The sequence below is a fragment of the Exiguobacterium sp. s122 genome, from assembly GCF_018618475.1.
GTDB lineage: Bacteria > Bacillota > Bacilli > Exiguobacteriales > Exiguobacteriaceae > Exiguobacterium > Exiguobacterium himgiriensis.
Genome location: NZ_JACSMD010000001.1, coordinates 1,974,867 through 2,000,552 on the forward strand (window position 1 = coordinate 1,974,867; position 25,686 = coordinate 2,000,552).

Consider the following 25,686-nt stretch of genomic DNA (forward strand, 5'->3'; position numbering starts at 1 on the left):
TACAAGTCTTTTTTTTAGCTTTTTTTCTTGCCGTTAACCCATTTATCTCTTTTTGAATTTTTTGTTGTCGTTTCTTCAATAATTATCCCAATGTATGATTGACAAAATGTAAACGCTTTATTAACCTTTGCTTGAGCAAACGTTTTCGCAACTGTTGTTTCATTTCGAATTCGACAGTGTAAAATGGATATAACGCCAATAGAGAAAGGAACGATTTCATTTGATCAAAGAAGCTATTTACCATCGCGCCATGTCCCCTTTCGTGTACAAGTATGACCGAGAGACGATTCACATTCGCTTTCATACGAAGAGAAATGATATCCAATCCGTTGACTTAATTTGGAACGATCCGTACGACTGGCATTCAGAAGATCCGGCCATGTGGAATTTTGATCCGAGCAAACCGAGTTTTTGGCGTACATTCGAGACACCTATGGAAAAAATTGGTCATGATAATCAATACGATTACTGGTTCATCGCCATTAAACCCCCTTTCCGTCGCCTTCGTTACGGTTTCCGACTTCATGACGGAAACGAGACGGCTGTCTTCACGGAAAAGGGCTGGTTCGAGGATAAACCGCTCGATGATACAGGTTATTACTTCTGTATCCCGTTCATCAATCCAATCGACATCTTCCACGCCCCGTCTTGGGTGAAGGATACGGTTTGGTATCAAATCTTCCCGGACCGGTTCGCAAACGGTGACGCGTCCATCGACCCGGAAGGTACACTCCCATGGAACAGCGCTGAACCGAGTCTGACAAACTTCTTCGGTGGCGACTTCCAAGGGGTCATCGATCACATCGATTACCTCGTCGACCTCGGCATCACGGGCATCTACTTCTGTCCAATCTTTAAAGCGACGACGAACCATAAATATGACACGCTCGATTATATGGAGATTGACCCGCAGTTCGGGACGAAAGAGAAGTTTAAAGAAATGGTCGACTTGCTTCATGCCAACGGAATTAAAGTCATGCTCGATGCGGTGTTCAACCACGTCGGTTACCACCATCCGTGGTTCCAAGATGTCGTCGAGAACGGGGCACACTCGGAGTATCGGGACTGGTTCTACCTTCGCGACTTCCCGATCGAGACAGAACCGAAGCCAAACTTCGATACGTTCGCGTTCGAGAAGAACATGCCGAAAATCAATACCGAGCACCCTGCGCTCAAAGCTTACTTATTAGAAGTCGCTCGTTACTGGATTGAAGAATTCGGCATCGACGGCTGGCGTCTCGACGTGGCCAACGAAGTCGACCATGCGTTTTGGCGCGACTTCCGAAAAGCCGTCAAAGAAGCGAACCCGGAAGCGTACATCCTCGGTGAGATTTGGCACGATGCCCAACCGTGGTTAAAAGGCGACCAGTTAGATGCGGTCATGAACTACCCGTTCACGAACGCGAGCTTGAACTATTTCGCCCTCGACCGGACGACGGCCTCGCAGTTCCGTGACGAGTTGACGCGTGTGGAGATGATGAACACGATGAACGTAAGCGAAGTGACGTTCAACTTGATCGACTCACACGACACGCCGCGTGCCCTCACCCGTGCGAAAGGCCACAAAGGAAAGTTCAAGCTCCTCATGACGTCGATGCTTACGTACACGGGTAGCCCATGTATTTATTATGGAGACGAGATTGGACTCGAAGGCGGGCAAGACCCAGGTTGCCGTGGTTGTATGCCTTGGGATGAAACACAGGAGGACCGGGAGTTGTTCCGTTTCACGAAGAAGCTGATTCAACTTCGTAAAGATCATCCTGTCCTCGCTAACGCTGGCTCGTACCGTTTCAACCTCGTCGATGACGAAGAGAATGCGCTCATCATCGAGCGTTGTACGAAAGACGAGACGTACTTGATATACTTCAATAACTCAGATACGAAATCTGTCCTCAACCCGCTCTGGCATACCGGAAGTGCGCATGACCTGCTCAACGACCGTGATGTAGACTCACTTGAGATTGAATTGGCCCCATATGGTACAGCGATTTTGAAAATGAAATAAATTCGATTTGACACCCGTTTTGACGGGTGTTTTTTTTGTTGAAAATAATTTACGATATCTCTTTCTTTTTCATTTTAAAAGGAGTAACATGACCCATGTGATTTTTAAAAACGTAAATATTTCATAGAGAGAATTGTAGAAACAAGGGAGAATACACATGTCGAACAAAAACACCGAGCAGCTCAGCCTGTTCAAAATTTCATGGCCCATCTTTATCGAGCTCGCGCTTCATATGGGGACCGGGATTATCGCAACGCTTATGCTTGCCCATTATTCTGACGCAGCCGCTTCTGCGGTCGGAGTCGCCAACCAAATCTTGAACGTCTTTTTAATCGTCTTTAGCGTCACGTCGGTCGGTGCCACGATTTTGATTGGGCAAGCCATCGGTGCCAACCGGATGAAGAAGAGCCGGGACTTCGCCCGCTCTGCCGTCAGCTTGAATATGTGGCTCGGTGCTTTCATGGTCGTTTTCGTGTTCTTATTCGGTGAAACGTTCCTTCGTCTGTTCGGATTGTCAGATGAACTGTTCGCACACGGGATTTTATTCTTACGCATCGTCGGGCTCTCGCTCTTTACTGAGGCCCTCATCATGGCATTGAGTGCCGTGCTCCGCAGTCACGGGCTGACGAAGCACGCCATGCTCGCGACACTTTTAATTGATATCATTACGGCAATCGGCGCCATGCTCGCCGTTACAGGCTGGTTCGGCCTTCCGGTAACCGGTGTCGCCGGTGTGGCATGGGCCATTGTCATCGCCCGCTTTGCTGCGATGGTGCTCTTGTTCTGGATCGTCAAACGTCGTCTTATGCTCCGCTTCCCGATGAAAGAGTTGATTCGCCCGCAAGGTGACGACATTAAGGCACTCCTCCAAATCGGGATTCCGTCGGCTGGGGAGAACTTGTCCTATCAGTTTTCACAAATCATCATCACTGGGTTCATCGCGACGATGGGAGAAGCGTCACTTGCGGCACGCGTATATGTCATGAACTTATCGATGCTCGCCTTCCTCTTTACCGTCGCAATCGCCCAAGGGACACAGCTCCTCATCGCGCGCGACGTAGGTGGGAAACGGTTTAAAGAAGCGTATACACGTGCTGTGCGGACACTGAAGATCGCCATGTTCTCGTCGCTCGTCGCCTCGCTCGGTCTTGCGGTCTTCGGCAAGTCGCTACTCGGTCTATTCACGTCGAACCCGGACATCATCGCGGTCGGGATTCCAATCCTTTGGGCAACGCTCATTCTTGAGCCAGGTCGGGCGATGAATATCGTCTTGATGGGCTCGTTGAAATCAGTCGGAGACGTCCGTTTCCCGGTCATGATCGGTATCGCCTCGATGTGGGGCGTCGCCGTTGTGTTCAGTTACTTGTTCGGGCTCCAGATGGGGCTTGGCATTCTTGGGATTTGGCTTGCCTTCACACTCGATGAGTGGTTCCGCGGCTTCTTCGCCTTCCGGCGTTGGAAGTACGGGACGTGGCAACAAAAAGGCTTCCAGTTCGAAGCGAAACCAACAGCATAACAAAAAGAGGGTAGACGAATCGGCGTCTACCCCCTTTTTGTATGTCTCATCCACTTGGCCGCACTTTTTATTTTTTCGTCAAAAAGGCGTGCATCGCCTGACGGTGGATCTCGGTCTGTCCACATTTCCGTTGCCACTGAATCTCTTCTTCGAGCCCTGCCTCAAACGTTTCGGCCCGGAACAGCGCCTTCATTCCTTCGACTGCAACAGGAGACTGCTTCGCGAGCGTCTCCGCATATTCCGTCAACGCTCTCGTATAGACATCATCTTCGACGAGCTCGGTGACGAGCCCGAACCGTTCCGCCTGTTCGGCATCGATTGTCCGCCCGCTCCACATCCAACTGAGGGCGAGATCGGGACGCATGAGACGCTTCAAGTGATACGGTCCACCCGCGTCGGCGACGAGACCGATTTTAATGAACGCCGAACTAAACTTTGTCGAACGGGCCACGATACGTACGTCGGCCGCGAGTGCGAGGCTGAGGCCGGCACCGGCGACGACCCCATGGATGCCGGCGATCAGCGGTTTTTTGCATGACTCGAGCGCCCGTACGAGCGGATGATACACGTCCTCCAAGTACGTTCCGTAATCGGCATCCCCTTCAATCGTCAAGTCTTGTCCAGATGAGAAGGCTCGTCCTTCTCCGACGAGAACGATGACGCGAACGTCGTTATCCGCCACGAGGTCCCCGATGGCCTCGGCCGCTTCCTTCAAAAGCGTCTCGTTTAACGCGTTCAACTTCTCGGGCCGGTTCCATTTGAGCCATCCTACTCCGTTATGGCGTGTGATTTGAATCGTTTCCATTGTGATGAATCCCCCTTTTAGAAATGAATCACTATTCAGTTCGCCATTTCGAGAGCAGTTTCCTTCCCGTCACGAAAACTTCGCGTGTACGATTGCCCGACACTGCCACTATTTGCTATTCTTAGAGAAGTCATTCAACGAAAGGGTGGGCTTGATGCAACTGACGAACGCCGCTCGACAATTGAAGCAACGAAACATTCCGTTCACGTTCCATACATACGTGGTAGACCCGTCGGACGTATCGGCGAGCCATGTCGCTGCGTCGATGGGAAAACCGGTCGATCAACTGTATAAAACGATTTGTCTCGAGAGCGAGCAGAAGCGTCACGCCTTCTTCCTCATCTCCGGCGACCGCGATATCGATTTAAAGGCGGCCGCAAAAGCATGGGGCGTCAAAAAAGCCACACCAGTCCCGATGAAAGAGCTTGAAGCGCTTACGGGATACATTCGGGGAGGCGTCTCACCGATTGGGGCGAAAAAGGCGTTCCCCGTCTTTTTGCACGAGAGCGCCAAAGAAAAAACAACGATTGTCATCTCCGCAGGGAAACGCGGCGCCCAACTCGAACTCACGCCAGACGATTTGCTCCGTTTCACGAACGGTCGCTGGTTCACTCAATAGAAATTGGAGGCATTACTATGTGGAAAGAAAGAATCCGGTCATGGGTTCCTAACTCGTTTACGTTCGGCAACTTATTTTGCGGGGTGATCGCTATCGTCTATGCGGCGAGTGGAGATTTTTCCAACGCCACGTTACTGATTATCATCGCCATGATGCTCGACAGTCTCGATGGACGACTCGCTCGAATGCTCGGGGTTGCGGGTGACTTCGGGAAAGAGCTCGACTCGCTTGCTGACGTCGTCACGTTCGGGGTCGCACCGGCCCTGCTTGCGTATTACACGTTCTTCATCGACTATGGCAACTACGGTCTGTTTTTCGCCGCCTTGTTCCCGCTCTTCGGTGCCTATCGTCTCGCCCGATTCAATTTATCGGCGACGAACGTGACCGCGAGTTATTTCTCAGGTGTGCCGATCACGGCTGCGGGCGGTTTGCTAGCGGTCGTCACGACGTTTGGTGATCGCATCAGCGAACTACTCACCCCTATCTTTTTTACCGGACTCGCGCTCCTCATGGTCAGTCGCGTCCGCATCCCGAGCTTTAAAGAAGTGCCGCTCCCACGTCACTCGTTCATCATCACAGTCAGTCTCGTCTACTTGACGTATATGATTTTCGCCCGTTGGAAAGAATGGCCGTCGTTTTGGTTCATCGCCGTGCCGTTCTACATCCTCTTTATCGCCTTCTCCTTCGTCAAAAAACGAAAGAGTATGGCCAACTGACGAGCTCCTCACCATGAGGGGCTTTTTTTTTAATTGCACGCATTCATTAGACGCTTGCGGAAAAGCTCTTTAGAATAGGAGATGAGGTGATGGAATGAAAGTATATCCGTGGATTTGGAAATGGTTTGTTGTCTGGTACGTCATTGGGGTTATCTTGGTCGGCTTCGACTTGTTGCCGAATTGGCTCGAATGGGCGAATCCGGTCTTTTTATGGCTCGCCGGTGCGATTGGGGCGTTCGTGATTGCCGACGGGGTTCGTCACGCCCGTTGGATCGTCCCGTTTATCTTTTTCGGGTCAATCGCTGTCGAGACGCTCGGTGTAAAAACGGGATTCCCGTTCAGTGAATATCTCTATGCCGAAGCATTCGGTCCAACCGTGTTCGGCGTCCCGGTCACGATTGGCGCAGCTTGGCTAGCCGTCATCGGCGCAAGTTTTGCCGTGGCGCGCTTCTTTCCCTTTAAACGACGGACGCTCTGGCTTGTGCCGTTTCTCGCCGTCTGGCTTGACATGGCGATCGACCCGGTCGCCGCGAACGTGAAAGGCTACTGGGAATGGGCGAACGGTGGATTGTATTACGATATCCCGACACAAAACTTTGTCGGTTGGTTCGGTCTATCGCTCATCTTCTCGTGGGTGCTCGACCGTTACGAGGTCGAAGCTGAGCCGCTCTTATTGAAGCACGGCCGTTATTTATTCGTCATGCTACACGCTTTGTTCGGTGTCACGGCAGTCAACGCCGGTTTATATGGAATCGGGATGCTCAGCATCTTGACCGCAAGTGTTATTTTCTTCGAACGGAGGGTCAGACATGATCGAATCGAACAAAAAGAAATGGTTCAATGACGTCTTCTCATTTTTTGTGAAAGAACGTCAAATTCGTCCGTTCTTTCATACGATCCACGTACGAGCTGATGATGTCCCGACCCCCGGTTTGTTCCTTGCGACCCACAGCTCGTTTTGGGACGGACTCATCCTACTTATGCTGAATCAATATTCGTTACGTCATGACGTCCACGTCTTGATGGATGAGGAAGGCTTGCGCCGCTTCCCCTTCTTTCGCCACTTAGGCGCATTTTCCATTCAAAAAGGCAACTTGTCCGATGTTCGGGCGTCGCTCTCTTACGCTTCCGATTTGCTCGAATCTGGCAAGTCCGTCTGGGTGTTCCCACAAGGACGGGAGTATCCGCAAGAATATCGTCCAATCGAAATCGGGACCGGTGCGACGATGTTGCTCACAAAACCGGTAGTCCGGCTCTGTGCCATCTATTACGCGTTCGAGTCACATGCCGCACCGGTCGTATACGTCCGGTTTCGCAATCATACCGTCGTCTCAAAAACGAGGCGGCTTCAAAAACAGGAGTTGGCCGAAGCGCTCGAACGGCTATACGATGACACGCGTACTGACGTCATCGAACAATCCGAACGTTATGTCGCCCTTTTCCCGCCGAAACGCAGTCTTGCGGATTGGACCGAACATCTTTTGAAACTTGGGAGGGGCGACCGATGATCCTCTTCTCGCTGACGTTATTCATGCTCGTCTTCACGCTCATCAATCTTGTGTTTTTAAGACCGCTCACCAAGCCCGTCGACGCTCCCCCGACGGCCGTCTGTATCCCGCTCCGTAATGAGGAGCGGAACGTTCCGAAACTGATTGCTAGTCTAAAGGCGGCCGTGCCACCCGGGAGTCACGTCTATTTATATGAAGACCGGTCCGAGGACGGTACATACGCTGCGCTCGTTCAGACGATTGCGGACGATTCTCGCTTCACCATCTTTCGTGGGGTGCCGCTCCCCGAAGGCTGGGCGGGTAAAGTCCATGCGTGCCATCAGTTGGCGAGCCGAACGATCGAGCCGTACATTTTGTTCCTCGATGCCGACGTGACCATCGATTCGATGTTCATCGGTCGACTGCATGGGACACGATTACGTGAAGGGGCCGTTTTCTTGTCTGGTTTCCCTCGTTTCCCGACGCCGACATGGCTCGGAAAGCTGCTCATCCCGATGCAACACGTCTTAATCGCCCAACATTTGCCCCTGTTCTGGCGAAAAGTTCGTCATCCTGCTTTCGCGGCGGCGAACGGAATGAATGTTCTCGTCGAACGGACAAGTTACGATGAGGTCGGAGGCCACGCTTCGATTCACAATTCTTTGATCGATGATATCGATTTGTGCCGGGAATTCAAACGACGGAAAAAAATAACGTCCCTTGTGCAAGTGTCGCCATATATCACATGTGACATGTATGCCACGAATGAAGAAGTATGGAACGGGTTTTCAAAAAACGTATTCAAGGGAATGAATGAATCAGTGGGCATCGCCCTTTACTTCTTTCTCTATTACGGCGTCCAAGCGTCGGCATTCGTCGCCCTACTCGTCCGACCTGACTGGTATTCGTTCGGAGCGGTCCTTTGCGTCCTACTCGCACGGCTCGCCATCGATTTGAAATCAGGGGGAAGACAGTTTTGGTTGCATCCGTTCAGTCTCATCGCCTACCTGGCGTTATTGGCGACTGCGGTCATTCGAAAGTGGAGACGACAACCGATCACGTGGAAAGGCCGCATGTATCCTTAGAAAACGTTAGGAGGCACATTGCCATGAAACAAATTGCCATCATCGGGGCCGGTCTCGGTGGCCTGAGCGCCGCTGTCACCCTTGCTTCACGCGGTTACGACGTGACCGTCATCGAAAAAAATGATCACGTCGGCGGAAAGCTCATGCCCGTCATCACCGACGGCCATCGGTTTGATTTTGGTCCAAACACGATCACCATGCCGGACGTGTTCCGATCCGTTATCCGCAATAGCGGAGCGAACCCGGAAGATTACTTTGAACTCGTCAAACTCGATTTGCATACGGTCAACCACTTTACCGACGGCTCGACGTTCACGTTCCGTTCCGGGCGCGAGCAGATGGAAGAGGAGGTTCGACGCTTGACGGGTAGCAAGGCCGATCAAAATCAGCTCGCCGACTATTTGGATGAGGCGGAAAAATTATTTGAAATCGCGAACAAACGGTTCTTTACCCGAATGGAGACGAAAATGGACACCGGGCTATGGGCCGATATGATGAAAGTCCACCCGCTTACGAGTCTGCATTCGCTTCATAAGAAGTACTTCAAAGACCCACGTATCATTCAAGCGCTCGACCGCTACGCGACGTATATCGGGAGTAGCCCGTACGTCACACCGGGCACGTTCGCGCTCATCTCCCACCTGGAGTTGAACGATGGGGTGTATTATGCAAAAGGTGGAAACTGGACAATCGCAAAAGGCTTCGCCAAACGGGCAAGTGAACTGGGCGTCAAGTTCAAACTCGGCCAAGAAGTGACGAAGATTGAAGTGATGAACGGCAAAGCCCATGCCGTCATCATCGACGACGAAGAAGTATTGTCGTGTGATGCCGTCTTATTGAATGGGGAATTGCTCACGCAATATCCACGTCTCGTCGATGCGGTCAACCGTCCCTCGTTCCCAGTCCCGACACGCGATACGGTCGAACCGTCCGTCTCGGCATTCGTCATGATGGTCGGGTTGAATAAACGCTTGAACCTCGCCCACCACAACGTCTACTTCTCTGACGACTATGAGGCCGAGTTCCGGGCGTTGTTCGACGAAGAGCGTTATGCGGACGAGCCGACGATTTACATCTCAAACTCGTCCCATACGGATCCTGCAATGGGTGAGACCGGGGACAACTTGTTCATCCTCGTCAACGCCCCGGCCCATTTGACCGACATTGATGCTGAAACGTATGAACATTTGATCCGTCGCCGACTCCGTAAATTCGGAGTCGAGTGGGACGACGCCGACGTCGTCTATCACCATCGCGTCACCCCGCACGATTTGACGCGTGACTTTTATGCGTATTACGGCGCTTTATATGGCACATCCGCTAACTCGAAGAAAGGTGCTTTCTTCCGCCCGTCAGCCCGATCAGAAGACGTCTCCAACATTTGGTTTGCGGGCGGGTCGACCCATCCGGGCGGTGGCAGTCCGATGGTCACGCTTTCAGGACAGCTAGCCGCTCGGTCGATGTTAGAGGACATACCTCTGACAATTTGAACATTTTGTGAACAGAAGATTCGACACTTGTCGACAAGTCTGAGACGTGATAATATCATATTCGAGTTCAAGCAGTATTGTAACGTTTGTTACACCTGTAGCGATCGAATGGCTTCCCCGAGCCAATCGCGTTTTGAACTTGTCACACCCGAGAAAAATGATGAGCGAGTTTCCCCACTCGTATGCCGTAGCTGGATCAGCATGCATCTGATGTTCCCCCTTAGTCCATCAAGCATCCTGTTTCAGCGAAGATGCCCCATCGTTTCATTCCCCATGAGACGAGGCACATCTTTAGGCGTTCATCACAAGCCGATTCGTTCGTTTCCCCGACGAACGAATCACATAACGCTTACACCACTTTTGGTCCCCCGCCAAAAGTGGTTTTTTTATGCGCAAAAAAACGACCGCTTCCGCGGCCGTTCACAATCGTGCTAATAGTTTTCCCTTTTGGAACGTCGAGACGTAGGCTCGCTTCGTGAACACGTCATATGCGTTCCCCCGCGCCGCGTCCAAAATGCCTTCATAGAGAAGGGCCGCCGCCTGTACTGGCTTCCGGCTCGCCGGTGGGTAGAGGTGATGGGGTTCGCGCGCCCGGGTATACAAGAATTCAGCTCGACGGGCGAGCGTCTCCCAGACATCCTTGAACGCAGGGGTCACTTGTCGTGCGAACAAGTCCGCCTCCGATACACCGAACTCAGCGAGTAGCGTTTGCGGGAGATAAATCCGGTCCCGGTTCAAGTCTTCGCCGACGTCACGCAAGATGTTCGTCAACTGCATGGCGATGCCAAGGTCGATTGCTCCTTGCTTAAGGGTCGCCTTCTCCGACGCATCCGGCTCTGGTACGAGAATCGGCAAGAGCATCAAACCGACCGTGCTCGCAGCATAATAGCTATACTGTTCCGTTTCTTCAAGCGTCGCATACCGCGACTTATGTAAATCCCACTTCATCCCTTCGGCCAACTCAAAGAAAGGCGCGACATCCATGTCGTAGCGATTCCATACATCTCGAAGCGCGACCCAAAGCGCCCCTTCGACGTATTCGTTTGCCAAAAAGCGATTAAAATCATGCAAAAATTCCGTCAGGCTCGCTTCAGGCCGGTCGGATTCATCGACGGCATCGTCAAGCAGACGGCAAAACGTGTAGACTGCCATCACCGCCTGACGGTCCGGTTTGGAGAGCAGAGAGAAGGCCCGATAAAATGTCAACGAGCCTTTCTTCATGATTTCCTCACATTGACGATACGCTTCTTGTGTCGTCATAGAATGCCTCCATTTCTTCTTCCATTCTTTTCACGAGTAGCTCGGACCCAATCATGACAATTGGTACACCCCCACACGGGTGTACCGAGGCACCGACAGCAAAGAGCCTCTCGATGTGCGCATATGGCCGGGCTTGCGGCTTGAATGCTGCCGATTGCGATAGTTTTGGTGCGATGCCGAAACTGCCGCCTTCAAAGAGACCGAATCGCTCCGCGTCCATCGGTGTCCGAAGTTTCATCTCGGTGACACGCTCACTGAAGCCCGGTACGAGCGTCTCAAGCCGGCTGACGAGGTGATCGATCGTCCCGTTTGTCTCGAAATCAGAGCGCTCGAGCTTTCGCGGGACGGGAACGAGAACGTAGAGCACACTCGTGCCTTCTGGTGCGAGCGTCGGGTCGATTTGAGACGGGTTGAACGTATACATCGCTGGGTACTCGCTCAGTTTACCATCTTCAAAGATGGTTCGCATCGATCCCGCAAAATCGTTCGGTAAGTCGAATTGATGTACCGGCAAATCAAGCTCACCGTTAACCGTGAAATACAACAGGAGCGTCGCGCTCGATGGTTCGTACGTTTTCGGTTTGACGCCATCGATGAGCCGTTCCATAAGCGGGAAATCCCCGTTCACGACGACCGCATCGTGTGAGTCGATGACGCCGTCAACGACGACCGCGTTCGCCCGCCCCTCTTCCACGCAGACACGCTCGACGTTTGCGTTCAAGTTGAACTGCACACCACGACGTCGTAGCTCTTGTTCTAGTTTCGTCGCGAGCGAGAAATATCCTCCTTTGACGTACCAGACCCCTTCCTCTTGTTCACGATACGGGATAAGTCCGTAAAGTGAAGGGGTGGCATACGGGTTTCCCCCGATATAGAGTGTCTGTAAGCTATACGCGACGCGTAGACGCTCATCTTTGAAGAAGCGTTTCATGTTCTCATGTGCCGTCTCATACGCTTTTAGACGCATGAGTAGCATCAACAATCTCGGTTCAAACAAATCCGATTTCGCTTTATAGCCTCGGTCCAAAAACGAATCAAAGCCGATTTGATATTCGTTACGCTTTTGTGCCATATATCGCCGGAACGCGTCGCCTTCCCCGAACATCCGCTCCACTTCTTCCGCTTGCCGTTCGATGTCGCGGTATTTATAGAACGTCGTCCCGTCCTCATAGCGGAGTCGATAGAGTGGGTCAATTTCAAGGAGCTCGACCGCCGCATCCGGAAGCCCCGCCTCTTTCAATTGTTGCTTCAATTTCGAAGGCAACAACACGATCGTCGGTCCTTCATCGACGCGGGCGCCATTGTCAAACTCGACATAGTTGAGTCGGCCTCCGACGCGCGCTTCTTTTTCATAAATCGTGACCTGTAAGGATGGATATTTATGCGTCAATAAAAGCGCCGCATATAACGAGCCGATTCCGGCCCCGACAAATCCAATCTTCATTGGCCGACACCTGCCCGGTCACGAAGCAAATCGGCCGTGATACGCGCCGACTCAAAGATGGTCGGCAATCCGCTTCCAGGATGTGTCCCGCCACCGACGAGCCAGACGTGGTCGAGTTCTTCAAATTGATTGTGCGGACGGAAGTACATCATCTGCGACAAGTTATGTCCAAGATTGAACGTCGCCCCTTCATATACGCCGAACGCTTCCCAGTCTTTCGGGGTGAGCGCTTGTTTCACTTCGATGTGGTCTCGAATACCTGTATACGGGGAGCGGTTCTCGAGCGCGTCCAGTACTTGTTCAGTCATCTTCGCCTCGAGCGTTTCCCACGGTAAGTTCGATAAGTTGTTCGGCACCGGCACGAGCACGTATAGCGACGATTTGCCGGCTGGTGCGAGCGTTGCATCGATCTTCGAGGCGTTCTGAACATAGAAAGAGAAATCATCGCTCAATTTCAAGTCTTGGGTCATCTCTTTAACGTTTCGCTCGTAGTCGTCGGCGAAGTGAATCGTATGGTGGCCGACGTCATATAAGCGGTCGAGTCCGAGATAGAGCATGAACGTCGAGCAGGAGTACCGTTTCTTCTGCAACTGTTTCGGGCTCCAGCGCGACAACGTGCCAGCTGGGACGAGTGACGTCATCGCATGGGCGAAATCGGCCCCGATAATCACTTCATCAAAGGCATAATGGACGTTGTTCGCGACGAGTCCGTTCACGCGCTTCCCGTCAAGCAGTAACCGATCGACCCCTTCACCGAGACGGATCGATCCGCCTTCTTCTTCGATGACGCGCGCCATCGCCGTGCACAATTGATTCACGCCACCAATTGGGTGATGAACGCCGTATGCGTGTTCCATGTACGACAAAATCGAGAAGCCGCCCGGACAGTCCCAGGCCGACATGCCGAGGTATTTCGCTTGGAACGTGAAGGCGTATTTCAACTCTTCACTCGTAAAATATTCCGACAAGACGTCATAGAGCGACTTGCCAATCGAAAGGAAGGGTAACGCCTTTAAAACGCGAAGCGAAACGTAATCAGTTAGCCGGTCGTGCGCCGTCTGAAGCACTGGCATTAACTTCGAGAGCTTGATGGCCTGCTCCGCCATGAACCGCTCATACCCTTCCCCGTTGCCTGGGAATTGTGCCTCAATCGCCTTGAACATCTCGTCGCGGTCCGTCGTCATCGACAGGACACGACGGCCCTGGTCGAAATATAAATCATACATCGGCTCGAGCCGTTTCATTTCGACGTAGTCGTGCAAGTTACGGCCCGTCTCCTCAAAGATTTCTTCTAAAATATAAGGCATATTCAAAAAAGTCGGGCCACGATCGAACGCGAACTCCCCGACTTGTAGACGTGACGTCCTACCCCCGACGAACGGTTGTTTTTCGAACACGGTAACGGACACACCACGGCTCGCCAAAAGCATGGCTGCGGCGAGGCCTCCTGGTCCGGCACCGATGACTGCAACTCTTTTTTCCGACACGTTGAACAACTCCCTATGTGAATAGTCTCTTATGCTTCTACTTCATTATAGAAACGAGTCGAGACAAGTTCAAATCTGAATCGGCTCGCGGTGTGTAATGCTCATCAGTCGCCACGTTCGGCGATGACGATATACCATGATCCTTCTGGGATGAATGGGATAAAGCGGATGTTTATGAACCCGCTCTGTTCCATTTGACGACGGAGGGCGCGAATCGTAGGGAGCGGATAGAGATTATCATGGAGTGTCATGAAGGCGTTGAACGCCGAGGCAAAGCGTGCGCCAAGTGGCGTCTCTGCGAGCGGTGTGACGAGGATGGCGACGCCTCGCTCATCTAGATTTTCAAGCATACGCCCAAGTAGCTTCGTCCGCTCGTCCGGCGAGAAGTAGTAGAGCATGTTGTTCATCATGACGGCATCGAATCGGTCATCGTGATCCCATTCCATGAAATCAGCCACTTCGTAACGAATCTCTCCTGTCTCGTCTTTCTCCCGCGCCTCTTCAATGACCTCTTCTTCTAAATCGATTCCCGTCAATCGCCAGTCCGGCTCAAGCTCGTGCAATTTACGCAAATACCCACCATGGCCACAACCGATGTCTAGCATCGTGTTCACGTCCGCTTGACGCAACAGTTGTTGGACGATCGGGAAGGCGACCGTCTCGACGAGCGTCGACGTCTGGGCGACGACTTGGCCGTGGGTGGCGCCGTCGAACGTCTTTTGTTTACCAGACTCTAAAAATTCAGGATACGCGATCAGTGCCGGAATATGGAGCTCCATCATCTCTTGAAGCATGAACCCGATGCTCCGTTCATCTTCATGGGACAATTGATATTTCAAGCTACGTGTCGGGTAGTAACGCCACCCTTTTTTCTTCAAGTGACGAACCGCGACCCCAACTTCAAGCCAACGTTCGATTGCGAGTTTCGTCAATGGTTGCTTCAAACGAAGCGTCATCTCCGCGTAACTGGCCCCACCTTGAAGCGCATCAAATAAACCATACTTGTATCCAATATAACCATGCCATAACGGCAGGAACGACTCGGTTTGCTTCATCCATCTTCGTGCATGGAGCACGCGCGACCATTCATTCATCTGTTGTTCCATCGTTTCACCTCATCATCGTAATCACTGATTTCTTTATTTTCCCCTAATAATTTACGGACAAACAAAAAATCCCACTTCAATGTGTGAAGTGGGATATGACTTAAATAAAGTTGCTGAAAAACGACTGGCCGTACGGAAGCGCATAGCCGATAAAGATGGTCACGAGCGCCAACACGGCGAAACCGCCGAGCATAGCACTAGCCGGCTTTTGCTTTTTGGTGCGGACGAGCGCCATCTCACCAAAGATGAGCGTCAAGAGACCGACCGTGATTTTGACGTGGTAGAACATGCCGCCACCGTTCAATTGTAAGTACAAATAAAGTCCCGTTCCGAACGCGACGAGGAGCATGAGGCGAAACGCCATATGCGCAATTTTGCCGCTCTTGTTTCCATTTTTGTAGCCGATATAGGCGACAGCAAACAAGACGAGTAGCAAAATCCAGCTCGTTACGTGCGTGTGTAGGAATGCAGTCAATGGCATTCATTTATCCCCCTTTTCATCATATACAATCTTTATTGTACACGAATAAACCCGTGACCGGTCAAGCGCGAGCACAAAAAGAGAGGAATGGCCCGTTTCCACGGACCATCCCTCTTTTCATTATACGGTTGCCGGTGTCTCTTCACGAATAGCATGTTCATAGCTTGGGATGACGACAGTGAACGTCGATCCTTTATGCTGAACCGATTCGACATGGATTTGTCCGGCATGCCCACGGACGATTTCCTGACAAATCGGGAGTCCAAGACCTGTACCACCAATCTCACGGCTATCCGAATTATCAACGCGATAGAACTTGTCGAAGAGTCGATCGAGCGCTTCACTCGGGATACCAATCCCTTCGTCTTTCACTTTAATCGACACGGACTGGTCGTGATGGGCTAATTCAATCGTAATCTTGCCACCGTTCGGAGAATATTTCACCGCGTTCGACAGTAAGTTACTCATCAACTGTTTAAACTTTTGACAGTCGGCAAACAGCTCATACGGACGATCATCAGAAGTGATCAGTTCAAACTGATGCTTCAACGAGGACGCTTCATAAAACGTCATCATGTCCCGGATGACCGGCTCGACGTCGAGTTGTTCCCGGTCATACATTTGACTGCCCGCTTCCATTCGTTGCACGTCAAGGAAGTCGTTAACGAGATGCGTCAACCGTTCCGTCTCGGCATGAATCGTCTCCAAATACTTCGCTTGTTTATCGTTCGGCAATTGCTTCTTCACCATGAGCTCGGTGAACCCATAAATCGAAGAGAGTGGTGTCCGCAACTCGTGCGAGATGGTCGAGATGAACTCGCTCTTCAATCGTTCGGCTTCCGTCTCGCTCGTGATATCCCGGAAGACGAGAAGCGTCCCTTTCGACACGCCTCCGACGATAATGCGCTCAGCGTACATTTGTAAGTTCATCTCGCCTTTACGGATTGAGAAGCTGACACTGTCATGTGGGAAATCATCAGTAAAGAGTCGTTCCGTATATTTCAAGAAGTCGTCTTCTTGATCGACCGTCGTCGAAATCGTCTCACGCCACTCGTTCCAAGACAGCTCATTCAATTCGTTCGATGAGATCTCGTCGAGCTCTGGGAACATCTCGTAAAGTGGACGGTTAACAAAGACATCGTCAGTCGCATGTTCGACGTAAATAACAGCTTCTCGAATCGAATCGAGAATCCGTTCCGTCTTCCCTTTCTCACGGGTCATCTCCTCAAAGAGACGCATCCGTAAGAGAGAGAGCGACAGCTGGCGAGCGAACGACGTGATGTCGCCCATTTGCGTCTGTGTGAACCGGTCTTTGTAACGTACGAGATAAATGAAAGCAATCACCGTATCATCCGTTGGGTCGTGGACCGGTACGGCCGTCTCATACATGTAGTACGGATACGGAAGCGGATGATCGCTCGCGACTTGTTTCGACGAGTGGACGGTCGTCCGAAGCGTCATCGCCCGAGTGAGGACCGAGTTTTCACTTTCAAGTAATTGACGAGTGAGTGTCTCGTTCAAGCCGTGGCTCGTGACCGAATACGAACCAGACTCCCCGACAAACACGAGCGCCCCGACTTCCGAGTCGGTGATGGCGACAAGTTTCTCGATGATTTCTGGGTAAGCCGTTAACGAGTCACGGGCGGCGAGCGTCTCCGTTAACTCATTCCGGTACGCCAAGTGTTGCTCGTTCTGTTGTGTTTGCTCGAGAATTTCTTCAAGTTCTTGTTGCTGCGCTTGCAATTCTTCTTGCTGGGCAATCAACTCTTCTTGTTGCGCTTGGAGCTCATGGTTCTTTTCAATCAAGTGACGTTCGTTGTCACGAAGCGTCTCGGCCATTTTGTTGAACGAGCGAGACATCGTCCCAATCTCGTCCTCGCGGACCATTTGATCGCTTAAATCGACGATTTCACCTTTTAACAATCGATCAGATGCAATCGAGAGACGTGAAATGAGTCCAGATTGACGCCGCAAGAACGGCTGGACGAACATGAGAATCAAGACGGCGAACGATAAGATGCTCGCAATCCATAAGAACTGGAGAATCCCATTGTTTTGACGCCATTCAGCATATACTTTCTCTTTCTCACTCTCCATGAGCGTCTGATAATCCGCAAGCGAGGTCTCGATTTGCTCGATTGGACCGAGCGTGTCGATGCCGCGTTCCGGACTATATTGGACGACGCCTTGTTCAATCAGGCGTTGAGCGGTCGGAAGCGATAAAACAGTCTCCGGGTCGATAAACGTCTCGGTCACCTCTCCATTTTGACGTGCTTCCCCATACTCGAACGTGACAGGTAAAATTACATCAAAATAGAAGTCGTGAAAGTTTTGCAAGTCTTCGGCAAAAATCTCGCCTTGTCGTGTCCGGATGACGCTCTTGAACCAATTGATTTCTTGCTGAAACTCATTTTCTTTTGAACGCGCTCGTTCGAGTGCGGCCACATCGCCAAACAACAAATATCCTCGAGAAGCGTATTGGGCACCTTGCCACTCATCCCATAACGCATTCAGACGGGTCACCCGCTCATCAAGATCACGCAGACGTGACTCGTTCGCTTCAAGGCGATTGTCGACATACGTATACGTGAAGACCGAACCGAGCAAAGCAATGGTAAGGAACGCGTAAAGGACGAACATGACATCGCGTCCAAGCTTCTGTTTAAACCATCTGTTCAATTCACAATGCCTCCTATAATTTTTACAAGTTCGAGTGGGCTAAACGGTTTCGAGATGAAATAGTCGACACCAATCTCGTTCGCGCAATCGCGGTCAGATTGTTGACTCTTCGCCGTCAGCATCATCACTTTCGTATGTTGACGTCCCGGTAATTTCCTGACTTTCTCAATGACTTCGAGACCCGTCATACCAGGCATCATATGATCGACAATCACGAGGTCGTATTCATTTTGTTCAATCAAACGGTATGCTTCGAGGCCGTCTGGTGCCTCGTCGATGTCATATCCTTCATCTTCTAACGTATCTAGTACGAGCATGCGTAATACTTCTTCATCTTCTGCGAGTAGAATTTTTACCATGACGATTCCTCCATTTTCATTCCATTTCATTATTTTAACGGATTTATTTCATAATCACAAAACAAAAGGTGCACGGTCTATAACCGTACACCTTAGAGGTTTTCCCGTCCATATTATATTGAAACAACATCCTGCAAATCTAATGAATAAATAACGGTCTTTCCTACCGTGATGCCCCAAATCGATTCGATAGCCTCCCGGTAAAGCGAGAGCTGGACAGTATAGCGGTCGCGCAACAGCTGACTTGCCGCTTCCACTGAATCCGTCATGTAGCGCACCGAGTCCGATTTATAATCGAGCAGCACATACGTTTCACCGTCAAAGAAGAGACAGTCAATAATCCCTTGGATGAGTACCCGTTCGTCCGTGAACGTTCCATCTGGATTGACGCGTTCGGCTGGCACCGTATACGTGAATGGTAACTCGCGCCACGCCTGACTTCTTGCTAGCGCCTCAGTCAATGCACGTCCAATCGGCGCCCGGAAAAATGTCTCGATGTCCGGCATCGCGAGACGTGCGGTCCTCGCTTCGACCGGACTGAGCATCTGATGATTCTCAAGTCGGTCAACCTGTGGGGCAATCGGCAGACTCGGATCGAGCAGTTGGAACAACAGATGGAGCGTCGTCCCCCGCTCGGCACCGCTTTGGTCCGTCTGTTTCCATTTTGGTTCCCGGTAAGGGGTATCCGTCGCCCGAAACGTCTCTTCAAATGCTGCCTCTTCGAGTTGTGTCGCTCGTTTCAGTTCGGTGACCGTTTGTTTGGCGGCCGTCTCGGTCGCGGAATGGGCCGGATACGTGTAGGCGAACGCCCGTTGCACCGTCTCTCTCACTTCTTGCTCGCGTTTGACAGGGAAGTCGATTGCTTCGAACTGTTGGACGTGATGAAGTTGCGCCATCATCTCTTGGAGTGCGGCGACTTCGGCCAAGTCTTCTTCAGCGATGATGCGATACGTCCAGCGAGTCGCTTCCGGCATCCCGGAGAAGACAGAGAGACCGTTCTGTTCAAGGAACGGCGCTGCACCCTCAAGTTTTAGTAGTGCAGGGGCGACCCAGTCTAAGTACGTTTTGGCGTCTCGTCTCGCCTCAGCCGATAGCGTCTCACCGGTACGTTCAACGTGAAGCCAATCGTGCACTTGTTTCATTGGATCGGCGACAGTCCCGACTAAAATCAACTTCTCTTTCGCTCGAGTCAACGCCACGTACAACACTCGCATCTCTTCTGCTTTCATCGTTTGGTCGAGGTCTCGCCGAATCATCTCTTTGACGAACGTCTCGGTCCGTGTTCGCGTAACGACGTCAATCGCGTCTAAGGAGATGCCGTAGCGTTTATGGAAGATGACTCGTTGCATTTGATCACGCTTGTTAAACTGTTTCCCAAGCTGGGCGACGATGGTTACGGGGAACTCGAGCCCTTTCGATTTGTGGACCGTCATGATGCGGACGACGTTCTCTTCTTCCCCGAGCGACCGGGCTTCCGACAAGTCCTCTCCGTTATCTTGTAACCGGTCCATCACACGAAGGAAACGATACAGCCCCCGATACCCGCTCCGCTCATACGAAAGCGCCCGGTCATAGAGCGCCTTCAAGTTTTCTTGGCGACCTTTCCCTCCCGGCAAACCGCCGGCAAAATCATAAAACCCGGTATCATTGAATACTTGTTGAATCAGTTCCGACAGGCTGTGATTACGGGCGAACGTTCGCCACATTGAAAGTTGATCGAGCACATCTCCGCACTTCAACCCGAGCTCATCGTCGTCATCTGCTTTCAGTTTCAATGCATCAAAGAATGACTCTTCGGATTCGAGACGAATCTTGGCAAGTTCTTCATCTGTGAACCCGAACATTGGGGAACGGAGCGCCCCAGCTAGCGGGATGTCCTGGAGTGGGTTGTCGATCAACTTGAGGACGGACAGCATCATCCGAATCTCCGTCGCCTGGAAATAGCCGCCGTCCGAGTCCGTATACGCCGGGATGTTATATTGGGTCAAGATGTCCATCAACTGCTCGACCCGTTCTTTCTTCGAACGGACGAGGATCACGATATCTCGATATTCACATGAGCGGAGTAACCCGGTCTCTTCATCGGTCACTTTGAACGGTTCGTTCCCGGACACGAGTTCTAAAATCCGGGTCGCAATCGCTCGCCCTTCAAGTTCTTGTTTTGATAAGTCGCGACTCTGCCCGTCGACGAGCACGAGTTCTGGGTTCGCCTCAAGCGGCTCATAGTCACGCCCCGGCACGAGACGTGCTGCCTCATCGTATGCAATCTCCCCGACTTCTTCATCCATCAATTTAATGAATAAATCGTTGATCCCGTGGAGCACTTCAGCCCGGCTACGGAAGTTTTGGGACAAGTCGATGCGTTGCCCCGACTCCGTTCGTTTAAACCGCGTGGCTTTTTCGATAAAGAGACGCGGTTCGGCATGACGGAACCGATAAATCGACTGTTTGATGTCTCCAACCATAAACAAGTTGCCGACTTGTTCGTCTTCCTGACTGACTAGACCAATAATTGTCTCCTGAATCTCGTTCGTATCTTGATACTCATCGATGAGCACCTCGACGAACCGTTGTTTATAAAGCGAAGCGACCGAGGACGGGGTGGTCCCCTCCCGCAAAATGGCAAGGGCGTAATGCTCCAGGTCACTGAAGTCGACAAACGCCCGGTCGCGCTTCGCCTGTTCGTAAGCGACGGCGAACGTCCGGACGGTCCGGACGAGCGTCTCGACGAGCGGCCGCTGTGACGTCAATGCCTCGAGATGATCGGCTCCGCTCACGCTCGCCTCCGTCAGCGCATCGGTTAATTTTTTCTTCGCCTGATCGTATGCCGGTTTCAACACGTTGTGATAGATGTCGTGCTCGTCTTGCCGCTTAACCGGCTTCATCGTCCCGAACTTGACGGCACGTGCCGCCGTCTCGAGTTCGCTCCATCTCAATGTGTCAAGCTCGATTCGGTCGAACGGAGCAATCGCGGCGAGGACGTTCTCGGCTTGCGCCTCGTAGCCGGCAAGCCGAAGTTCGACACCGACGCGGCGGAGCTGTCTAAGCGCCCGCTCGATATCGGTGAATAAGACACGTCCGAACTCAATCAAGAGCGGTTCTTCGTCCGGGTCACTGTCCATCTGATAGAGCGAAACGAGTTCATCCAAGTATGCTTCCGGGTCCGGAAGCGTCCGGGCATAATGGTACAACCCAAGGATGAGCTCTTCAAGCTCATTGTCACCCCGGTCTGACGTATAGGCGTCAACGAGAGCGAAAAAGCCGCTGTCTTGTTTCCCGTATTCTTCTTCAAGGACGTCTTCAAGGACGTCATCTTGGAGCAGTACCAAATCTCGCTCCTCGGCGATTTTGAACGCCGGATCGAGGTCGAGCAAGTAATAGTTCTCCCGAATCACTTCTAAGCAAAACGAGTGAATCGTCGTGATGAGCGCCCGATTGAGCATTTGACGTTGCCGCCGGATATAGTCGTTGTCCGGGTCCTCGCGTAGGGCCAAGTCGAGCGCTTTGGCAATTCGTCGTTTCATCTCTGCCGCTGCCGCGTTCGTGAACGTGACGACGAGCATACGGTCGGCAGTCAACGCATCTGCTTCATCGAGCAGGCGACTCGCGAGACGTTCGACAAGGACCGCTGTCTTACCTGACCCGGCCGCAGCCGAGACAAGCACGTGCGAGCCTCTTGCGTCGATGGCAGCTTGTTGATCATTCGTCCACTTCATCGGCGTCACCTCCTAGTTTTGATAACACATCATCTTTCTCAAGCTTCTTCAACTGCCGCGGCTCATTGGCGAGCGCCTCGTCAAAGTGACAAACGCTTTGGTACGGGCACGTCTGGCACGGGCGACGTTCTTTATATTCGTACGGTTCGACTCCAATTTTGCCTTCGTACATCGCCTCGGCACTCGTCTCGGCGACATCGATGGCGTGGTCCATCAACTGTTCAAGTTGCGGCGGTGTGACGACTTTCTTCACCGTATTCGCATCAATCGTCCCGTCTTTCTTGTATTTGACTGGGATGACGATTGATTTTTTCGTCTCTGCCTTCGCCGTCCGGTCCATCACCTCGAGCACTTCCGGGTCGTCCACGAGCAAGCCTTGCATCTGATACGACTCGAGCACTTTCCGTTCCGTGTCCGCCTCTGTCCCGCCCGGCGTGACAAGCGGTCGATGGACGTGGAAATAAAGTGCTGCAGCAGGGGCGACGTTCTCTTTCGTCCAGGCGTCTGCCTGTTCGATTAACACTTTCAAATAAATCAGCATCTGCATCGCGAGGCCGTAATAAATTTCAGCGAAATCAATCTCCCGTTTGCTCGACTTGTAGTCGACGATTCGGACGTAAAGTTGATCATGAATCGATGCCGTGTCGACCCGGTCGATGCGGCCGACGAGTTCACACGTCGCACCGTTGCTGAGCGTGAACGAGACGGGCGGGAAGTTCCCGCTACCGAACGCGAGCTCGAACGCGATGGGGTCGAACCCGTCGCGTTTCGATTGTTCAATCAATACTTCGGCCGTCTTCGTGACGACGTCCGTTAATTTCTTCTTCAAATATCCGTAACGGTTCGAACTCATTAAAATCGCATGTTGAATCTCAGGGGTGACGAGTTCGACGGCAGACTCAGCGAGTGTCACGCACTCGGCCTGATCGACGTCGCGCCATTCCTTCCCGTCCATTTTGACCGTCTGGGACATATGCTCAATCGTCCGATGGTATAAGTTCCCGATGTCAGGTGCTTCGAGCCGATACAAGCGGCGCTCCCTGAGGCGAAGACCGTAACTCGCGAAGTGACGGAACGGGCATGCCTGGAACGTCTCGAGACGGGACACGCTCGCTCGAATCGAGTTCGTGTAAAGGGACTTGGCCACGTCTTTTGAGAGTGGCTCCGGTACGTTCTGATAAAACAAGGCGCTCGTCAGCAAACGGATGCGCTCGCGTCCTTCCGGGTGCTTGAGCAACTCGTTATAGACGGCGAACCACGTATCTTGAATCGGATAGTGTCGACTGAGCCGTTGTAGCTCGAGCGCGGTCACGGCCGCCGTCTGGTTGACGTTCGTAATGAAGCGGAGCTGATCGGCTGGCCGGTGTTCTCCGGCCTCTGCGAAGTGCGTCTTGACGACGGCACCGTTTAAAATCCGCGTCTTTACGTCGGCGACGAAAGCTGCCGGTTGGATCGCCTTCCCGCTTCGGTCGACGAGCGCATAACTGACGTATAGTCGATGGCTTGAAGCCGTCAACGCTTTATACAAGTAATACGACTCATCATCGAATAGATGCTCGGTCGCCTTCCCTGCCCGGACGCCGTTCTCATGCATAAAATCGAGATCTTGGTCGGTCAATAGCTTCGACTGTGTCGTGACGAGTGGGATTTGGTCCTCGTTCGCCCCAAGTAAAAAGATGACTTTCTTGTCAATGAGACGCCCCCGGACATAATCGGTCACGGTCAGTTGATCGAGTGACGGAGGAACGAGCGCGTAACGAAGGCTGTCGAGCCCGGTGTCCATCATCTGTAAGAACAGATCGGTCGAGAGCGACTCATCCGGCGCGGCCGCTTCGAGTTGTTCGAGCAAATGCAACACCGCGTCCCACACTTGCGTATGCTCGCGTGCCTCAAGCAACCTGGCGTCCTCAAGCGCCTCGTCGCGCCAATACGACAGACAAGCCGCGACATTGATGCGTTCTAGGAAATGATAGATGGCGTGCGTATATGCCTGCATCGTCTTGGCCGCCTTTAAGTCAGCTAAGAGCGGGTCGAACGTATCGACGACCGTCTGGCGATAACGATTGAGCGCGACTTCAAAATCGAGCTCTTCCCCAGTTAGTTTCGCTTCGTCCTCGGCCCGGCGCTTCAATTGCCATTCGTCGTGCCAATGATAATGCTTAATTCCCCGTTCGATGACAAACGCCTCGAGCCGGTCGATGGACGTACGCCGATGGTTTTCGTCAAGCAAGACGAGTTCCGTCTTTAACGCGCGAAACACGGGCTCTTCCCGATAGCCGCGGAGTGCGATGTCGACGGTCGCCTTCAATAATTCGACGACGGGATGATCGAGCATCGGTTGCCGTTCATCGAGGAAGTAAGGTAAGGCTGCTTTTTGAAGCGCCTGGGCTGCCAAGTCACCGTACGCTTCAAGCGACCGCGAGACGAACGCGATATCACGATACCGATAGCCGTCCTCTCGGACGAGCCGCATCACTTCACGGACGGCCGCTTCCACTTCAACGGTGCGGTCGACTGCGGCTTCGAGCGAAACGCATCGCTCTTCGCGTGTATAAGGCGCTGCCGTCGTTTGACCGAACGTCGCTTCAAGATATGTGAGACTCGGATGATTGAATCGTTTCGCACCCGTATAGGGCACGTCCGTCGAGCTGATGCGGGACTCAGACAGTCGTTCTTTGAACCGCATGAGCGTCCGCTGCGTCGGACCGAAGAGCGGATTCGGACGATAGAGCGTGTCCGGGTCGATCGTCAATAAGACCGATAACGGAGCTTTCTCCGCGAGTGCGACGAGGACGGCAAGCTCTTGCTCGGAGAACTCGTTGAACCCGTCGACATAAAACTGGGTACCCGCCAGATCGACCTCTGGCAATAGTTCAAGCATGACGTTGAAATAGTCCTCTGCATGGAGAGCCTTGCCTGCCGTCATTGACATGAAGCCTTCATACAAAATCGATAAATCTTGTAACTTTAACGCCCGATGCGGGTCTTGCTCGCTCAAGCGGAGTAATTGTTCTGGGTCAACGAGTCCACGCTTTAACATCGTAATTAACGCATTCAACTCTTCATAAAATCCGTATTGGTTCATCGTCCTCCGGAACAATGTCAACCGTTCTTCGTTCATCTCGACGACGCGGCGCAACAAGAGATGCGTCCCCGTCTGATCTAAAAATTGTTCGGTCGAGATGCCGTGGTCGCGCATGAGTAAGAACGCAAGGCGGCGCATCGATAACACTTGCACTCGGGTCGAACCTGTCAAGCCATCTGTCATCGCCATCTTTCGCTCCATCTCAAATGACATTTGGTCCGGTACTAGTAAATAGATAGTCGGTCCGCTCGGGTCGCGTTTTAGTTCCTTGATGATGTGTCGCATCATCGATTCGCTCTTTCCGCTTCCAGAACGTCCGACATGAAAAGTGACCGTCATTTAGGCG

18 protein-coding genes are annotated in these 25,686 nt (G+C 52.2%); 8 read left to right on the top strand and 10 right to left on the bottom strand.

Annotation, left to right across the window (positions count from 1 at the left end):
- Window positions 1-220: 220 nt before the first annotated feature.
- Together KNP92_RS10215 and KNP92_RS10220 are read left to right on the top strand one after the other, a co-directional pair.
- Window positions 221-2,005, top strand: coding sequence for a glycoside hydrolase family 13 protein (locus KNP92_RS10215; RefSeq protein WP_214840003.1), 1,785 nt, complete (start codon window positions 221-223; stop codon window positions 2,003-2,005).
- Between the two features lie 157 nt (window positions 2,006-2,162).
- Entirely contained in the window at window positions 2,163-3,521 is a 1,359-nt protein-coding gene (locus KNP92_RS10220) for an MATE family efflux transporter (protein ID WP_214840005.1), read from the top strand.
- 67 nt (window positions 3,522-3,588) lie between these two features.
- Here KNP92_RS10220 and KNP92_RS10225 read toward each other — a convergent pair whose 3' ends face one another.
- Window positions 3,589-4,326, bottom strand: coding sequence for an enoyl-CoA hydratase/isomerase family protein (locus KNP92_RS10225; protein ID WP_214840007.1), 738 nt, complete (start codon window positions 4,324-4,326; stop codon window positions 3,589-3,591).
- A gap of 154 nt (window positions 4,327-4,480) precedes the next feature.
- Between KNP92_RS10225 and ybaK the strand changes: the two genes are divergently transcribed.
- From ybaK to KNP92_RS10255, 6 genes are all read left to right on the top strand, one after another.
- The gene (gene ybaK, locus KNP92_RS10230) at window positions 4,481-4,945 is read left to right on the top strand and encodes a Cys-tRNA(Pro) deacylase (protein WP_214840009.1); all 465 of its coding nucleotides are present in this window, start codon (window positions 4,481-4,483) and stop codon (window positions 4,943-4,945) included.
- Between the two features lie 17 nt (window positions 4,946-4,962).
- Window positions 4,963-5,661: a CDP-diacylglycerol--serine O-phosphatidyltransferase gene (gene pssA, locus KNP92_RS10235; RefSeq protein ID WP_214840011.1), complete on the top strand. Its 699-nt coding sequence runs from the start codon at window positions 4,963-4,965 to the stop codon at window positions 5,659-5,661.
- A 94-nt stretch (window positions 5,662-5,755) separates the two neighbouring features.
- Window positions 5,756-6,505, top strand: coding sequence for a carotenoid biosynthesis protein (locus KNP92_RS10240; RefSeq protein ID WP_214840013.1), 750 nt, complete (start codon window positions 5,756-5,758; stop codon window positions 6,503-6,505).
- The gene (locus tag KNP92_RS10245) at window positions 6,471-7,169 is read left to right on the top strand and encodes a lysophospholipid acyltransferase family protein (RefSeq protein WP_214840015.1); all 699 of its coding nucleotides are present in this window, start codon (window positions 6,471-6,473) and stop codon (window positions 7,167-7,169) included. Before KNP92_RS10240 ends, KNP92_RS10245 begins: the two co-directional genes overlap by 35 nt.
- Window positions 7,166-8,233 (top strand): glycosyltransferase family 2 protein, encoded by a 1,068-nt coding sequence (locus KNP92_RS10250; protein WP_214840018.1) that lies wholly within the window; start codon window positions 7,166-7,168, stop codon window positions 8,231-8,233. Before KNP92_RS10245 ends, KNP92_RS10250 begins: the two co-directional genes overlap by 4 nt.
- Complete coding sequence (locus KNP92_RS10255) at window positions 8,125-9,723, top strand: phytoene desaturase family protein (RefSeq protein WP_251136451.1); 1,599 nt, start codon at window positions 8,125-8,127, stop codon at window positions 9,721-9,723. Before KNP92_RS10250 ends, KNP92_RS10255 begins: the two co-directional genes overlap by 109 nt.
- Before the next feature lie 420 nt (window positions 9,724-10,143).
- Here the strand turns inward: KNP92_RS10255 and KNP92_RS10260 are convergent, their stop codons facing one another.
- From KNP92_RS10260 to addB, 9 genes are all read right to left on the bottom strand, one after another.
- Complete coding sequence (locus KNP92_RS10260) at window positions 10,144-10,983, bottom strand: phytoene/squalene synthase family protein (protein WP_214840021.1); 840 nt, start codon at window positions 10,981-10,983, stop codon at window positions 10,144-10,146.
- Window positions 10,952-12,427, bottom strand: a complete 1,476-nt coding sequence (locus tag KNP92_RS10265) for a phytoene desaturase family protein (protein WP_214840023.1) — start codon at window positions 12,425-12,427, stop codon at window positions 10,952-10,954. The genes KNP92_RS10260 and KNP92_RS10265 overlap by 32 nt, the downstream gene beginning before the upstream one ends.
- Window positions 12,424-13,914, bottom strand: coding sequence for a phytoene desaturase family protein (locus tag KNP92_RS10270; protein WP_214840025.1), 1,491 nt, complete (start codon window positions 13,912-13,914; stop codon window positions 12,424-12,426). Before KNP92_RS10270 ends, KNP92_RS10265 begins: the two co-directional genes overlap by 4 nt.
- Window positions 13,915-14,018: 104 nt before the next feature.
- Window positions 14,019-15,020: a class I SAM-dependent methyltransferase gene (locus tag KNP92_RS10275; protein WP_214840027.1), complete on the bottom strand. Its 1,002-nt coding sequence runs from the start codon at window positions 15,018-15,020 to the stop codon at window positions 14,019-14,021.
- Between the two features lie 100 nt (window positions 15,021-15,120).
- On the bottom strand, window positions 15,121-15,501 hold the full coding sequence (locus tag KNP92_RS10280) for a YisL family protein (protein WP_214840029.1): 381 nt from the start codon (window positions 15,499-15,501) through the stop codon (window positions 15,121-15,123).
- 120 nt (window positions 15,502-15,621) lie between these two features.
- On the bottom strand, window positions 15,622-18,180 hold the full coding sequence (locus KNP92_RS10285) for a sensor histidine kinase (protein ID WP_214840031.1): 2,559 nt from the start codon (window positions 18,178-18,180) through the stop codon (window positions 15,622-15,624).
- Window positions 18,177-18,539, bottom strand: a complete 363-nt coding sequence (locus KNP92_RS10290) for a response regulator (protein WP_021066686.1) — start codon at window positions 18,537-18,539, stop codon at window positions 18,177-18,179. The genes KNP92_RS10285 and KNP92_RS10290 overlap by 4 nt, the downstream gene beginning before the upstream one ends.
- Before the next feature lie 113 nt (window positions 18,540-18,652).
- Window positions 18,653-22,255: a helicase-exonuclease AddAB subunit AddA gene (gene addA, locus KNP92_RS10295; protein ID WP_214840032.1), complete on the bottom strand. Its 3,603-nt coding sequence runs from the start codon at window positions 22,253-22,255 to the stop codon at window positions 18,653-18,655.
- On the bottom strand, window positions 22,239-25,679 hold the full coding sequence (gene addB, locus KNP92_RS10300) for a helicase-exonuclease AddAB subunit AddB (protein WP_214840034.1): 3,441 nt from the start codon (window positions 25,677-25,679) through the stop codon (window positions 22,239-22,241). The genes addA and addB overlap by 17 nt, the downstream gene beginning before the upstream one ends.
- Window positions 25,680-25,686 lie beyond the last annotated feature (7 nt).

Bases quoted from the DNA above. Each gene is read 5' to 3' on its own strand.
- KNP92_RS10220 (WP_214840005.1), top strand. From the start codon at position 2,163: ATGTCGAACAAAAACACCGAGCAGCTCAGCCTGTTCAAAATTTCATGG.
- KNP92_RS10225 (WP_214840007.1), bottom strand. From the start codon at position 4,326: ATGGAAACGATTCAAATCACACGCCATAACGGAGTAGGATGGCTCAAA.
- ybaK (WP_214840009.1), top strand. From the start codon at position 4,481: ATGCAACTGACGAACGCCGCTCGACAATTGAAGCAACGAAACATTCCG.
- pssA (WP_214840011.1), top strand. From the start codon at position 4,963: ATGTGGAAAGAAAGAATCCGGTCATGGGTTCCTAACTCGTTTACGTTC.
- KNP92_RS10240 (WP_214840013.1), top strand. From the start codon at position 5,756: ATGAAAGTATATCCGTGGATTTGGAAATGGTTTGTTGTCTGGTACGTC.
- KNP92_RS10245 (WP_214840015.1), top strand. From the start codon at position 6,471: ATGATCGAATCGAACAAAAAGAAATGGTTCAATGACGTCTTCTCATTT.
- KNP92_RS10250 (WP_214840018.1), top strand. From the start codon at position 7,166: ATGATCCTCTTCTCGCTGACGTTATTCATGCTCGTCTTCACGCTCATC.
- KNP92_RS10260 (WP_214840021.1), bottom strand. From the start codon at position 10,983: ATGACGACACAAGAAGCGTATCGTCAATGTGAGGAAATCATGAAGAAA.
- KNP92_RS10265 (WP_214840023.1), bottom strand. From the start codon at position 12,427: ATGAAGATTGGATTTGTCGGGGCCGGAATCGGCTCGTTATATGCGGCG.
- KNP92_RS10275 (WP_214840027.1), bottom strand. From the start codon at position 15,020: ATGGAACAACAGATGAATGAATGGTCGCGCGTGCTCCATGCACGAAGA.
- KNP92_RS10280 (WP_214840029.1), bottom strand. From the start codon at position 15,501: ATGCCATTGACTGCATTCCTACACACGCACGTAACGAGCTGGATTTTG.
- KNP92_RS10290 (WP_021066686.1), bottom strand. From the start codon at position 18,539: ATGGTAAAAATTCTACTCGCAGAAGATGAAGAAGTATTACGCATGCTC.
- addA (WP_214840032.1), bottom strand. From the start codon at position 22,255: ATGAAGTGGACGAATGATCAACAAGCTGCCATCGACGCAAGAGGCTCG.
- addB (WP_214840034.1), bottom strand. From the start codon at position 25,679: ATGACGGTCACTTTTCATGTCGGACGTTCTGGAAGCGGAAAGAGCGAA.